This window comes from Streptomyces sp. NBC_00597, from assembly GCF_041431095.1.
Taxonomy (GTDB): Bacteria; Actinomycetota; Actinomycetes; order Streptomycetales; family Streptomycetaceae; genus Streptomyces.
The window spans coordinates 129,238-143,494 of the sequence record NZ_CP107757.1; the positions used below are offsets into that span (position 1 = coordinate 129,238).

General features: G+C 69.8%; 8 protein-coding genes and 1 pseudogene. 7 read left to right on the top strand and 2 right to left on the bottom strand.

The features are described from left to right. The first annotated feature begins 31 nt into the window (after window positions 1–31). On the top strand, window positions 32–697 hold the full coding sequence (locus OG974_RS00485) for a GntR family transcriptional regulator (RefSeq protein ID WP_327278945.1): 666 nt from the start codon (window positions 32–34) through the stop codon (window positions 695–697). Between the two features lie 161 nt (window positions 698–858). Here the strand turns inward: OG974_RS00485 and OG974_RS00490 are convergent, their stop codons facing one another. Next, window positions 859–1,140, bottom strand: coding sequence for an HPr family phosphocarrier protein (locus tag OG974_RS00490; protein WP_327278946.1), 282 nt, complete (start codon window positions 1,138–1,140; stop codon window positions 859–861). A 185-nt stretch (window positions 1,141–1,325) separates the two neighbouring features. Here OG974_RS00490 and OG974_RS00495 point away from each other — a divergent pair, with 185 nt between their 5' ends. The 4 genes from OG974_RS00495 (at window position 1,326) to OG974_RS00510 (ending at window position 6,939) form a co-directional block, all read left to right on the top strand. After that, on the top strand, window positions 1,326–4,193 hold the full coding sequence (locus OG974_RS00495; RefSeq protein ID WP_371645017.1) for a GNAT family N-acetyltransferase: 2,868 nt from the start codon (window positions 1,326–1,328) through the stop codon (window positions 4,191–4,193). Between the two features lie 51 nt (window positions 4,194–4,244). Further along, window positions 4,245–4,841: a DUF5998 family protein gene (locus tag OG974_RS00500; RefSeq protein ID WP_327278948.1), complete on the top strand. Its 597-nt coding sequence runs from the start codon at window positions 4,245–4,247 to the stop codon at window positions 4,839–4,841. Further along, a complete protein-coding gene (locus OG974_RS00505) occupies window positions 4,841–6,043 on the top strand; it encodes an alkaline phosphatase family protein (protein WP_371645018.1) in 1,203 nt (400 codons plus the stop codon). The genes OG974_RS00500 and OG974_RS00505 overlap by 1 nt, the downstream gene beginning before the upstream one ends. 245 nt (window positions 6,044–6,288) lie before the next feature. Then, window positions 6,289–6,939, top strand: a complete 651-nt coding sequence (locus OG974_RS00510; RefSeq protein WP_327278950.1) for a thymidine kinase — start codon at window positions 6,289–6,291, stop codon at window positions 6,937–6,939. Window positions 6,940–7,440: 501 nt separating this feature from the next. On the opposite strand, the pseudogene OG974_RS00515 reads toward OG974_RS00510, so the two are convergent. Further along, window positions 7,441–8,381, bottom strand: a pseudogene (locus OG974_RS00515) (IS5 family transposase). Between the two features lie 395 nt (window positions 8,382–8,776). Between OG974_RS00515 and OG974_RS00520 the strand changes: the two are divergent. Both OG974_RS00520 and OG974_RS00525 read left to right on the top strand, forming a co-directional pair. Further along, entirely contained in the window at window positions 8,777–13,492 is a 4,716-nt protein-coding gene (locus tag OG974_RS00520; protein ID WP_371646691.1) for an RHS repeat-associated core domain-containing protein, read from the top strand. Next, on the top strand, window positions 13,489–14,169 hold the full coding sequence (locus OG974_RS00525) for a histone-like nucleoid-structuring protein Lsr2 (protein ID WP_327278951.1): 681 nt from the start codon (window positions 13,489–13,491) through the stop codon (window positions 14,167–14,169). Before OG974_RS00520 ends, OG974_RS00525 begins: the two co-directional genes overlap by 4 nt. The last annotated feature ends 88 nt before the right edge of the window (window positions 14,170–14,257 follow it).

Here is a 14,257-nt window from a genome sequence, read left to right on the forward strand (position 1 = left end):
TCGGCAGTCGGAAATAGGCGGAGGTCCGGTCTTGCGTATTCCTGCGCACGCGGTATGCACGGCGATCCGTGACGACATCGTCTCCGGGGTCTTCGCGCCGGGCGGCAGGCTGACCGAGGAACTGCTGGCCCGCCGGTACGGGGTCTCCCGCGTCCCGGTCCGCGAGGCGCTGCGGACCTTGGAGTCCGAGGGGTTCGTCACCTCCCGCCGGCATGCGGGCGCCTGCGTCGCCGAGCCCACCGAACAGGAGGCGGTCGATCTCCTGGAACTGCGGATGCTGCTGGAGCCCCTGGCCGCGGCCCGGGCCGCCCGGCGGCGCACCGAAGCACACCTCAAGGTGCTGCGCGGGCTGGTCAGGCTGGGCCAGGAGCGGGCCAGGCAGGGGCAGGGGGAGGATCTGCGGTCGCTGGGCGGCTGGTTCCACGAGACCCTCGCCCAGGCCTCGGGCAGTCCGGGGCTGATCACGCTGCTCACGCAGATGCGGCACAAGGTCGCCTGGATGTACGTGGTGGAGGCGCCGGCGCGGCCCGTGGAGTCCTGGGCCGAGCACGGGGCGATCGTGGACGCGGTCGCGCGCGGGGACGCCGAGCGGGCGCGGGCGCTGACGGCCGTCCACGCGGACCGCGCGGCGCGGGTGCACCGGCTGCGGGTGAGGACTTCGCAACATGCCGTAAACACGGCGAGCGGTCCGTATTAACAAAAGAGGCGTATTAGTTTCGGAGGCGTCGGCTGAATTCATGGCGCTTTGACTGTCGTCCTACGCGGACGATGTGAATTGCCGAATACGACGAAGCCGCGGCCGCCGGAATACCGGCGGCCGCGGCTCGTCTCGTGTCGTGCCCGGGCGAACCCGAAGGGTCAGACGGTCTCGGGGAGCTCTTCGAGGCCCTCGGCGACCAGCTTCGCGAGGCGGTCCAGCGCCACTTCGGCGCCCTCGGCGTCGGACGCGAGGACGATCTCCTCTCCGCCCTGCGCGCCCAGGCCCAGCACCGCGAGCATGGACGCGGCGTTGACGGGGTTCCCGTCGGCCTTGGCGATGGTCACCGGGACGCCGGAAGCGGTCGTCGCACGGACGAAGATCGAGGCGGGACGAGCGTGCAGGCCCTCGGCCCACCCGACGTTGACGCGGCGCTCTGCCATGGTGATGCCCTTCAGGTTCTTACGGGTTGTCTAGACCAGTCTCTCACGACGCCCCGAATGCTCCGACCGGCCTCCGGCGCGGATCCTCTGCCGTTCGGCCTACCCCAGCTTGCACTGGTTTGACCCTGCTTGCCGCGTGCGCCGCGCAGGAGCCGTTCGGCCGGTCCTGGCCTTAAGATCGCCGCATGACCACCCCGTCGGACCCCTCGTACCCGGCCCACTGGGAAGCGGACGTCGTCCTGCGCGACGGCGGCACCGCCCGGATCCGGCCCATCACCACCGAGGACGCGGGCCGGCTGGTCAGCTTCTACGAGCAGGTCTCCGACGAGTCGAAGTACTACCGCTTCTTCGCCCCCTACCCCCGGCTCTCCGACCGCGACGTGCACCGCTTCACGCACCACGACTACGTGGACCGGGTCGGCCTCGCGGCGACCGTCGGCGAGGAGTTCATCGGCACCGTCCGCTACGACCGGATCGGCCCCGACGGCCGGCCCGCCACCGCCCCCGCCGACGAGGCCGAGGTCGCCTTCCTCGTACAGGACGCCCACCAGGGCCGCGGGGTCGCCTCCGCGCTCCTCGAACACATCGGCGCGGTCGCCCGGGAGCGGGGCATCCGGCGGTTCGCGGCCGAGGTGCTCCCCGCCAACAACAAGATGATCAAGGTGTTCACGGACGCCGGCTACCAGCAGAAGCGCAGCTTCGAGGACGGCTCCGTCCACCTCACCCTCGACCTCGAACCCACCGCCGAGTCCCTGGCCGTGCAGCGGGCCCGCGAGCAGCGCGCCGAGGCCCGCTCCGTGCAGCGGCTGTTGGCCCCCGGCTCGGTGGCCGTGATCGGAGTCAGCCGCTCCGGCGGGGGCGTCGGCGCCGCCGCGCTGCGCAACCTGCGCGACAGCGGTTTCCGCGGCCACCTCTACGCCGTGAACGAGGCCGCCACCGCCGACCTGCTGGACGGGGTACGGGCCTACCGCGCGCTCGGCGACATCGACGCCCCGGTCGACCTCGCGGTGATCGCGGTCCCGGCCGAGCGGGTCCCCGAGGCAGTGGCCGCCTGCGGGGAGCACGGGGTGCAGGGCCTCGTGGTGCTGTCCGCCGGATACGGGGAGAGCGGCGCGGCCGGGCTCGACCGGCAGCGCGAACTCGTGCGCCAGGTGCGCTCGTACGGGATGCGGCTTATCGGGCCGAACGCGTACGGCGTGATCAACACCGCCCCGGAGGTCGGGCTCAACGCCTCACTGACCCCGGCGCCCGCGCCGATCCGGGGCCGCATCGGACTGTTCACCCAGTCCGGGGCGATCGGCATCTCGCTGCTGTCCGCACTGCTGCGGCGGGGCGCGGGGCTGTCGTCCTTCGTCTCGGCGGGCAACCGGGCGGACGTCTCCGGGAACGACATCCTCCAGTACTGGTACGAGGACGAAGCCACCGACGTCGCGCTGATGTACCTCGAAACCCTCGGCAACCCGCGCAAGTTCACCCGGCTCGCGCGGCGCACGGCGGCCGTGAAGCCCGTGGTCGTCGCGAGGGGCGCCGGCCGCCACACCCCCGCCGGACACGTGGTCCCCGGGACCAGGCTGGCGGACACCACGGTCTCCGCACTGCTGCGGCAAGCGGGGGTGATCCGGGTCGACACGGTGACCGAGCTGGTGGACGTGGGGCTGCTCCTGGCCTCGCAGCCGCTGCCGGCCGGGCCGCGCGTGGCGATCCTGGGGAACTCGGAGTCGCTGGGCGTCCTCACGTACGACGCGTGCCTCGCGCAGGGGCTGCGGCCCGCGGTCCCGCTGGACCTGACGACGGCGGCGACGCCCGAAAGCTTCCGGCTGGCGCTGGGCGCGGCGCTGGCCTCCGCCGAGAACGACGCGGTGATCGTCACGGTGATCCCGTGGGTGAACGAACAGGAGCCGCAGGACGACCTGGCCGAGGCCCTGCGGGACGCGGTGGCCGGCCATCCCGGCAAGCCGGTGGCCCTGGTCCACGTGGAGCTGGCGGAGCTCGTCGACGCCCTGTCCCCGACGGGGGTCCTGCCCGGAGCCGGAGCCGGAGCCCGGCCCGGACCGGCGAGCCCCGGCTCCGCGGGTGCGGCGCCGCTTGCGGGAGCGCTGCCCCCGCGTCCGGGGGCGCGGGAGACGGGCGCGACCGCGTACGCCGGGCCGGGCGCCGACGGCCCCGGTTCCGGCGAGGCCCCGGACGGGCGGATCCCGGCGTACCCGGCCGCCGAGCGGGCCGTCAGGGCCGTCGCCGAGGCCGTCCGGTACGGGCAGTGGCGGCGGGCCAACGCCGACGCCGGTCACGTCCCCCAGTACGAGGACATCGACGAGGCCGCAGCAGCCGCCCGGCTCGCCGGCCTGCTGGTGGACGCCGGCGACGGCGTGCTCACCCTCACCGAAGCCGACGCCGGCGCCCTGCTCGCCCACTACGGGATCCGGGTGCTCCCCACCCTGCCGGCGCCCACTGCGGACCATGCGGTCCGGGCCGCCCGGGCCCTGGGCTACCCCGTCGCCCTCAAGACCACGGCCCCGCACCTGCGCCACCGCGCGGACCTCGGCGGCGTACGCCTCGACCTCGCGACCGAGGCCGACCTGCGCCGCTCGTACGAGGAGCTCACCGACCTCCTCGGGAGGCCCGACGAGCTGCTGCCCGTCGTCCAGGCCATGGTGCCCCGCGGGGTCGACACCGTCGTGCGGTCCGTCATCGACCCCGCCGCGGGCGCCGTCCTCTCCTTCGGGCTGGCCGGCGTCGCCTCGGAGCTGCTCGGCGACACCGCCCACCGCCTCGTCCCGGCCACCGACCGGGACGCCGCGGGGCTGATCCGGTCCATCCGGGCCGCACCCCTCCTCTTCGGCTGGCGCGGCAGCGACCCCGTCGACACCGCCGCCCTCGAAGAGCTCCTGCTGCGACTGTCCCGGCTCGTCGACGACCACCCCGAGGTGGTGGGCGTCACCCTCGAACCCGTCGTCGTCGCCACCGAGGGCCTCTCCGTGCTGAGCGCCACCGTCCGGGTGGCGCACCCGCCGGCCCGCACCGATCTCGGTCCCCGGACACTCCCCAGCTACTGAGCCGGTCCCGGGGCGCCCGGCGCGCCCCGGACGGGCCTTAGGATGGACCCCATGGCGAAATCCGGTACGACGACCCAGGGGCTGCGCACGGCGATCGAGCGCAGCGGCTACTACCCGGCCCTCGTGGCCGAGGCCGTGGAGGCCGCGGTGGGCGGCGAGCCGATCTCGTCGTACCTGGTCCACCAGGAGACGACCTTCGACTCCAACGAGGTGCGCCGGCACGTCACCGTCCTGGTCCTGACCGGGAACCGCTTCATCGTGAGCCACACCGACGAGCAGGCCGCCGACGCCGGGTCGCCGTCCCCGTACGCGACCACCTCCACCGAGTCGGTCAAGATCGGCGCGATCTCCTCCGTGGTGCTCAGCCGCGTCGTCGCCAACCCCGAGTCGTACACCCCCGGCACCCTGCCCCGCGAGGTCGTCCTGACCATCGGCTGGGGCGCGGTCTCCCGCATCGACCTGGAGCCCGCCGCCTGCGGCGATCCGAACTGCGACTCCGACCACGGCTACACCGGCAACTCCACCGCCGACGACCTCAGCCTGCGCGTCAGCGAGGCCGGCGACGGCCCCGAGGCGGTCCGCCAGACCCTCGTCTTCGCGCAGGCCCTGTCCGAGGCCACGGCGGCGGCTTCCGCCCCTGCCCGCTGATGTCCTACTCCGCACCGTCGAACTGGGACGAGCCGGAGCTGCTGGACCTGTCCGGCGCCCCCGTCCCGGAGTACGGCACCGGCTCGCTCGCCGATCTGCTGCCGACCCTGGTGGCCGGCCAGGGCGTGCCCGGGTACACCGCCGCCATCGCCGAGCTCACCCCGGCCGACCGGAACTGCGTGTTCCTGGTCGACGGCATGGGCTGGGAGCAGATCAAGGCCCACCCGGACGAGGCCCCGTACCTCACCTCCCTCCTCGGCAGCTCGCGCGGCGGCACCGGCCGCCCGATCACCGCGGGCTTCCCGGCGACCACCGCCACCTCGCTGGCCTCCGTCGGCACCGGCCTGCCCCCCGCTCGACATGGCCTGCCCGGCTACACCGTGCGCAATCCGGCCACCGGCGAACTGATGAACCAGCTCCGCTGGCACCCCTGGACGCCGCCGAAGCCCTGGCAGCCGTACCCGACCGTCTTCCAGCAGGCCGACAAGGCGGGGGTGGCGACGGCGCAGGTGTCCTCGCCCGCGTTCCAGACCACCCCGCTCACCAAGATCGCGCTGAGCGGCGGCACCTTCCTCGGCCGGATGACCGGTGAGGAGCGGATGGACCTCGCGGCGCAGCGCCTCGCCGCCGGCGACCGCTCGCTGGTGTACACGTACTACAGCGAGCTCGACGGAGCCGGCCACCGGCACGGCGTGAACTCCGACGCCTGGCGAGGCCAGCTGATGTGCGTCGACCGGCTCGTGCAGCGGCTCGCCGAGCAACTCCCGCCCCGCACCACGCTGTACGTGACCGCCGACCACGGCATGGTGGACGTCCCCTTCGACGAGGACTCGCGGATCGACTTCGACGAGGACTGGGAGCTGGGCGCGGGCGTGGCCCTGCTCGGCGGCGAGGGCCGGGCCCGGCACGTCTACGCCGTACCGGGCGCCGAAGCCGACGTGCTGACCGTGTGGCGGGAGGTGCTGGGCGACCGGTTCTGGATCGCGAGCCGCGAAGAGGCCCTGGAACGCGGCTGGTTCGGGCCGCCGGGGGAGTGCGACGAGCGCGTGCTCGGCCGGATCGGCGACGTGGTCGCCGCCGCCCACACCGATGCCGCGATCACCGCGTCCGTCAACGAGCCGAACGAATCTGCGCTCGCAGGGATGCACGGCTCCATGACCGCGGCCGAGCAGCTCGTCCCGCTGCTCGAAATCCGCACCTGACCCACCGACCCGTCCCGACCGGTGCCGTTCCGTACGGCGTCTTCCCGAGCGTCTCCCGCCGACCACAACCCGAAAGGTCCCGTTCCTTCCATGCCCGAATTGGTGTTTTTCTCCGGCACGATGGACTGCGGGAAGAGCACTGACTTGCTTGGGCATTCGCCATCTGTTGATCGTGGCGTGGGTCGGGTTGCGTCGTCCGGGGCTGTCAGCCGTCTCCGCTTGATCCGAAAGGTCCCGCTCTCCTGATGTCCGAACTTGCCTTCTTCTCCGGAACGATGGACTGTGGGAAGTCAACTTTGGCGCTTCAAATCGAACATAATCGATCGGCGCGCGGGCTGCAGGGGCTGATCTTCACACGCGACGACCGTGCGGGCGAGGGAAAGCTCTCGTCACGTCTGGGGCTGGTGACCGATGCGGTGGAGGCGGAGCCGGGCCTCGACCTCTATGGGTACGTGGTGGAGCAGCTGTCGCGGGGCGGCAAGGTCGACTACGTGATCGTGGACGAGGCCCAGTTCCTTGCTCCCGATCAGATCGACCAGTTGGCCCGGATCGTCGACGACCTGGACCTGGATGTCTTCGCGTTCGGCATCACGACCGACTTCCGTACGAAGCTGTTCCCCGGCTCCCAGCGGCTGATTGAGCTCGCCGACCGCGTGGAGACCCTGCAGGTCGAGGCGATGTGCTGGTGCGGGGCGCGGGCCACTCACAACGCTCGCACGGTGGGCGGGGAGATGGTCGTCGAGGGCGAGCAGGTCGTGGTGGGGGACGTGGCCCGGTCGGCGGCCGAGGTGGGGTACGAGGTGCTGTGCCGACGCCATCACCGTCGGCGGATGACGAGTGCCGCGTCGCGGACGGGTTCGCTGTCGCCGGACGTACTGCCGGTCGCTTCCGGCTGATTCATGGTTTGAGGGCCTGCTCCTGGCTCCAGTGATCGTGCGCGGACGCCTTTGGCCGTAGGTTCGAGTCCTCGGCAGGAGCCGCAATCAAGGGCTGGTCGCGTTGCAACCCCAGAGACGTGCGGAGACGCCCTGCTTATCGAAATGGCGACCCATCTGCCGAAGACGCGTGTCCGAGGTGCTCGAGTGTGACGTTGCCTTTGGGCGTGAGCCGGTACGACCAGGAGCGGGCCTCCTCGATGAGGTGGAGGCCCTGTGGTCCGAGTTGCCGCGCCGCTGCGCGGCTGATCTGGTGCCTCGGTGGAGGGCTGCAGGCGGGGACGGCCGGCCAGGTGCGCGGGACCGATGGCCTTGATGTCGGCGAGACGGCCACCTGCGGCGACGCCCGAGCGCCACTCGTCGAGGTGCAGGTACAGCCGCTGGGTCATCAGTCCGTCGGCCAGGGTCTGCCAGGCCAGGGATAGCGGGGGTGTTCCCCCTAGGGCCTGTGTGATGTCGTGATCATTCGGCGGTCTTGATCAGGTCGTCGATCCAGATCATTGCGGCGCGGAGGTGGAGGCCGGCGAGGTAGCTTTCGGGTGGCTTGTCGTAGCGGGTGGCGATGCCTCGCCAGGCCTTCAGCTTGTTGATCAGGCGTTCGACCGTGTTCCGTTCCTTGTAGAGGTCGGCGTCGTGGCTGACGGGTCGGCCGCCTCGTGCGCCCTTCTTCTTCCGGTGGGCGGCCTGGTCCCGCTTTTCCGGGATGACGTCCTTGATACCGCGTTTGCACAGGTAGGCGCGGTTGCCGCGGGACGAGTAGGCCTTGTCGGCGGCGACCGCGCCGGGCCTGGTACAGGGGCGGCCGACAGGCAGGCGAACTCTCACCCTCGCGAGCACGGGAATCAACTGCGGGCTGTCTCCGGCCTGTCCGGCGGTCAAAACCAGCGCGAGCGGACGGCACCTGCGGTCCTCGGCGAGGTGCATCTTGCTGGTCAGGCCGCCCCGGCACCTGCCGAGGCAGGGCTTCCCTCAGGCAGAGCTTGCGTCTGCGCCGGACCCGCCGGCGCTCGGCCTGTCCGTTCTGTTCCTCCGGTCCGCCCCTTTTTGCCGGGCCGTTTCCTGCTCCTGCGCGGCTTCTTCCAGGGCCTCCATGAGGTGCTTGCTGACGCGCATGCCCGCCGCGTCGCGGTGAGCGCGGACCGTTGTGGAATCCACGCTGACCAGCGACAAGTCACTTCTTCCCGTCCGGGCCCCTCCGCGATCAGGCCTTCCAGCAAAGCGGTGAAGACACCAGCGTCCCGCCAGACGCGGAAACGTCCATAGACGGTGGCCCAGGGACCGAACTCGGCAGGCATCTCCCGCCACTGACCACTGGACCGGAACCGCCAGATCACACCCTCGAACTGCTCCCGCAACCGCTCCGGGTACGGGCCGTACCTACCGATCGGCAGAAACGGCTCGATGAACTTCCACTAAGCATGGGTGAGTTGCCTACGCGTCACGACCGCAGTCCTACCGGATTCCACCCCGCGGAGAGGACAGAACTCAGGAACTGATCACGACATCACACAGGCTCTAGCACCAGCTCTCGGACCGGCCCCAGCGCGGGCCACCACGCGGTGGTGGCCCGCGCTGTCGTGTGTTCGGACACCCCGCAGGGGTGAATCTTCCCCTCGCCTACGCGACGGCGGATGCGGCCCCTTCTCTGGCTGTCCGAATTTGCGGGTGCAGATTACCCATCAGATCAATTGCCTGGTAGGACTGTTCGACCATTTGATCGGTTTTGGTTCACGGGGGATGGGGTCGCGTGGCTGTCACGGTGCCTGACTGGGCTGACACACTGCTGGACTTGATCGGTGTGGCCTGGCCGAATGTGGACGAGGACGCATACCGGGCCATGGCCGACTCGCTCCGCGACTTCGCCGAGGACCTCCTTGACGACGGCCAGCTCGCCAACAACCACGTCGAGCGCCTCCTCTCCGCCAGCAAAGGCGAATCGATAGAGGCCCTCAACCAGCACTGGAACACGGTCAAGACCAAGCACTTCAGGGACATCGCGGATGCGGCCCGCACTATCGCCGGGGCGATGGACATGGCAGCCGACGCCGTCGAGGCCATGAAGTACGCGGCTCTGGTCCAGCTCGGCTACCTCGCCGCCGAGGCTGGCATCGCGCTCTCCCTGATCCCCGTCACCGCAGGCCTCTCCGCACTCTTCGGCGCGGCCGCGATGCGCGCGACGCAGGAGGTCGTCAAGCGCCTGATCAAGGAGTGTGTCGAGGAAGCCGTCGGCTACATCGTCTCCGCGATGACCGAGCCAGCCGTCGCCGCCCTGGAAGGCATGGCCGCCGACCTCGTCGTCCAGCTCGGCTCGATGGCCCTCGGATTCCAGGACGGCGTCGACCTCGACCAGACCAAGCAGGCGGGCAAGGCCGGCTTCGACGACGGCGTGAAGTCCGGCAAGGAAGCCCTCCACCTCGCTTCCGCAGGCGTTGCCGGGGGCGGTGGCGCCGGCACCGGCCTGACTGACCTCCACATCGAGCACTCCGAGCACGCCCGCGCCGGCACCAGCCTCAACTCCGTTAGCACCAACATCCACGGCAAGACGACAATGCACCTGACCAAGGCCAAGTCCCACCACGGCCGCACCCGCGGCCGCGACTCCATAGCCCGGGCCATCGACCCCGTCGCCGACAAGGCCATGGCAGCCCTCGTCAAAGCCACCAAGGCCATGGGCGACCACGTCGGCACCACCCTCCCCAAAGCCGTCAAGAAGATATCCACCGACCACAAGAAGAACGACGACGCCATCCACGACAGCTTTAACCGCCTGAAGAAGAATGGTTCCGGCGGGGGCGATAACCGCAAGAGCGGACCGGGCGGGGTGGATCATCGCAAGGGCGACGCGGGCGTGCGCACCAAGCCTGATGCCCTGCATGGTGCGAAGGACGAAGCAAGGCGCAACGCCATCCCGACATCCAAGACGCACTGCGCGACCGACCCCGTCGATGTCGCCACCGGCGAGATGCTGTTGCCGCACGCGGACCTCTCGCTGCCCGGCGTGCTGCCGCTGGTCCTCACCCGGACCCACGCCTCCGGCTATCGCTACGGCCACTGGTTCGGCCGCAGCTGGGCCTCCACGCTGGACGAGCGCATCGAGCTCGACCCGTCGGGCGTCGGTGCCGTGTGGGCCCGCGAGGACGGTTCACTCCTCGTCTACCCCGCCCTCCCACGGCCGGGAGGCGAAGCCGTCCTGCCGCTGGAGGGGCCTCAGCTGCCGCTGGCGCACGACGGCGAGTACGGGGACGAGACCACGTATGCGATCACCGACTCGCGCACCGGGCTGACCCGCTGCTTCAGCGGCAGCCCCTACCGTGCCTCCTCCGCGTTCTGGCTGAGCGCAATCGAGGACCGCAACCAGAACCGCATCACGTTCACCCGCCTGCCGGACGGGACACCCACCACGGTCAGTCACGACGGCGGTTACACAGTTCAGCTGACCTCGGGCACCGGCCGAATACAGGCCCTGAAACTGCGCACACCGGAGGGTTGGGCCGAGGTCCGCACGTACGGCTACGACGCGCGCGGGAACCTGGACGCCATCACTAACTCCTCCGGTTTTCCGCTACGGATGACCTACGACGCCTGCGATCGCGTCACGTCGTGGACCGACCGCAATAACTCCACCTACCGGTACCTTTACGACAGCGCCGGCCGGGTTACCGAGACCGTGGGGCCCGAAGGCTTCCTCTCCTCGTCGTTCTCCTACGACGACATACATCCCGAGACCGGTCACCACGTCACTCGCTACACCGACTCCACCGGAGCTACCACGGTCTTCCACATCAATGACTCCTTCCAGGTCGTCGCGGAGACCGATCCTCTCGGAGCCACTACTCATTTCGAATTCGACGTAGCCGATCGGCTGCTCTCGCGGACCGACGCCCTGGGCGGCGTCACCCGATGCGAGCGTGACAGCCAGGGAAGTCTCGTCGCCCTGATCTCGCCAGACGGCGTACGCACCACCGCCTCATACAACGACCTGTACCTGCCCACGGAGGTCACCGAACGCGGCGGGGTCCGGCAGCACTTCGCCTACGACGCCCAAGGCAACCTCACGGCCACGGTCGACGCGGCAGGTGCGCGCACGGAGTACGAGTTCACCAGCCGCGGCCACCTGACCTCCATGCGCAACGCCGTCGGCGATGTCACCCGCATAACGACGAACGAGGCGGGCCTGCCACTCCTGCTCGTCGCTCCTAATGGCGCAACCACCACCCTGAGCCGGGATTCCTTCGGCCGGATCACGTCCGCCACGGATGCGGAAGGCTCGCTCCTGCGCCAGGCGTGGACCATCGAGGGTAAGCCCGCATGGCGTGAGCTGCCCGACGGCTCCCGGGAGGAGTGGGAGTGGGACGGGGAAGGGAACCTCCTCTCCTACACCGACCGCATGGGCCGTACCAGCTCGCACGCCGTCACCCACTTCGACTGTGCCGCCATGACCACCGCAGGGGACGGAGGCCGCTACGAGTACACCCACGACACAGAGCTGCGGCTGACGAAGGTCACCAACGCACAGGGCCTGGAGTGGGAGTACGGCTACGACGCGGCCGGCCGACTCGTGGCCGAGACGGACTTCGACGGCCGCACTCTCACCTACGAGCACGACGCCCTGGGCCGCCTGACCCGCCGTACCAACCCCGCAGGCCAAAGCCTGACCTTTGAACGTGACGCCCTCGGCCGGGTCATCCGGATCCTGCACGACGACGGATCCGTCTCTACGTTCACTCATACCGAAGCGGGCCACGTCTCCGAGATCAACAACCCCCACGCCCGCATCACCCTGGAACGGGACGCCGCAGGCCGGGTCATCACGGAAACCGTCAACGGTCGCACCCTCACCCTGGCGTACGACGCCCTCGGGCGCCGCACTCACCGGCGTACCCCCTCAGGTTCCGAGAGCCACCTCGAGTACGCCTCACAGGGTCTCGCCGCCTACACGACCGGCGAGCACACGTTCCGGTTCCGCCGCGACGCGCTCGGGCGCGAAACAACCCGCACCCTGGACGGCTCCCTCACCCTTCACCACGCCTGGGACTCGGTGGGCCGCCTGACCCACCAGTCACTGCACATGGCGGACTCCGAAGTCATGGGCCGGTCCTTCACCTACCAGTTCGACGGAGCGCCCACAGCGGTCGATGACAGCCTGGCCGGCCACCGTGCGTACACGCTCGACTCGGGCAGTCGGATCACAGCCGTCGAGGCACGAGGGTGGCGCGAGCAATACGCGTACAACACGGCCGGTGACCAGACCCACAACACTCTTCCCGCTGCCGCGCCCGGACAGGACAGCATGGGCGCACGTGACTACGAAGGCACCCGCATCACCCGCGCCGGCCGTACCCACTACAGGTACGACGCCCAGGGCCGGATGATCCGCCGCGAGACGCGCACGCTCAGCGGCAAGACGCTCACCTGGCACTTCCAGTGGAACGCCGAAGACCGTCTCACCCACGCCACCGCGCCGGGCGGCACCACATGGCGCTATCTCTATGACGCCCTTGGCCGACGTATCGCCAAGCAGCACCGGAACAGCGACGGCCACCTCACCGAGGAAACCTCGTACTGCTGGGACGGCTCGCAGCTCGCAGAGGAACGCACGGGCGCCACGGCCCTCGTCTGGGACTACGTAGGACTGCGCCCACTGGCGCAGCGCGAGTCCAAGTTCGACCCCGAACAGCTGCAGATCGACCGCCGGTTCTTCGCGATCGTCACTGACCTCGCGGGCAGTCCCAGTGAGCTGGTCTCCGCTGACGGCCAGATCAGCTGGCGTACACGCAGTACGGCGTGGGGCGCCACCCAGTGGGATCGAGGGAGCACCGCCTACACTCCGCTGCGCTACCCCGGGCAGTACTTCGACGCGGAGACAGGCCTCCACTACAACTTCAACCGCTACTACGACCCGGACCTCGGCCGGTACATCACGCCCGACCCTCTCGGTCTGGCTCCGGCAGCCAACCACTACGGCTACGTCCCGAACCCCTTCAGCCTGGCCGACCCCCTGGGGCTGGCCGGATGCGAGCCCGATCACACCTGGGGCGGGAAGGTCGTGTTCGTACGGGACGAGCATGGCCGTCCCTACGAGATGCACGCGACCATCACCCGGGACATGCTCGACGAGGGCACCGATGCGGCGAAGTGGCTCAAGCCACCGGGCTTCCTCCACGGAACGGATTACAACCAGGCGCGGGGCCACATGCTGGCCAATATGCTCGGCGGAACCGGAAAGCACTTGGACAACCTGTTCTGCATCACCCAAGACCCCACCAACTCACCCGACATGCGGGACCTGGAGCAGTCGATCTACAACGCCGTGAAGGGCAACCCCGCTGCCGGCGTCCAAGGGGAGATCGTCCAGTACAGCGTTTACCTTGAATACACGGACGACCGCAAGGATTCCGTACCCAAGTGGATCACGATGGAAGCCGATGGGAGCGACAGCTTCCGTCTCCGCGCCGACCTCGAGAATCCCGACCATGCCGACCAGCAGCGACGCCGCCGCCGAGGAATCCAGTGACCGACATCAACCTGCTCGTTCAGCTTTGTCCGCCCCCGTCCGGCCCCATCCCCGCGATCGACTGGGACACAGTGGAAGCCACACTGGGCATGCGGCTTCCGCAGGACTACAAGCAGCTCGCCGCCACCTACGGTCCGGGGGCCTTCTACGACTACCTGCACCTCTATCACCCCGCCGGCGTCACCGAGTACGTCGACATCACCGGTCCCATGCCTGCCCGGATCCGGTCCCACCTCCAGCGGGACTACGACCAGGGAACGCACCCGGTCCCGTACGACCCGCAGCACCTGTTCGCCATCGGCGGCACCGACAACGGCGAGTACCTGTTCTGGATCACCGACCCCCAGGACGCCCCCGACACCTGGCGGATCGCCGTCAACGAAGCCCGCGGGCCACGCTGGTTCACCTTCGACGGAAGCCTGACCGAGTTCCTCACCAGAGTCCTCAGCGGGCAGACGAGCGTTCCCCAATTCCCCGACGACCTTCTGGAAGGGCACACCGCCTTCGTCCCCTCCGTACCCACCGGCTACCAGCCCATGCCGCCAACGGCCGCCAGGCCGCCCGTCGACCTCGACACCATCCGCAAATGGGCACGCGCTAACGGCTACCAGGTCCCCTTCCGAGGCCGGATTCCCGCAGACATCCGCGAAGCATGGGAGCGTGCGAACCCCAGCTGAGGTCGGTGCGGGTGCGGCGCTGCGGAGGCGCCAGCACCGTAGGTCTGGAGGGTGTTGCCCGGTATTCTCGGCGGTTCAAGTGGGACGC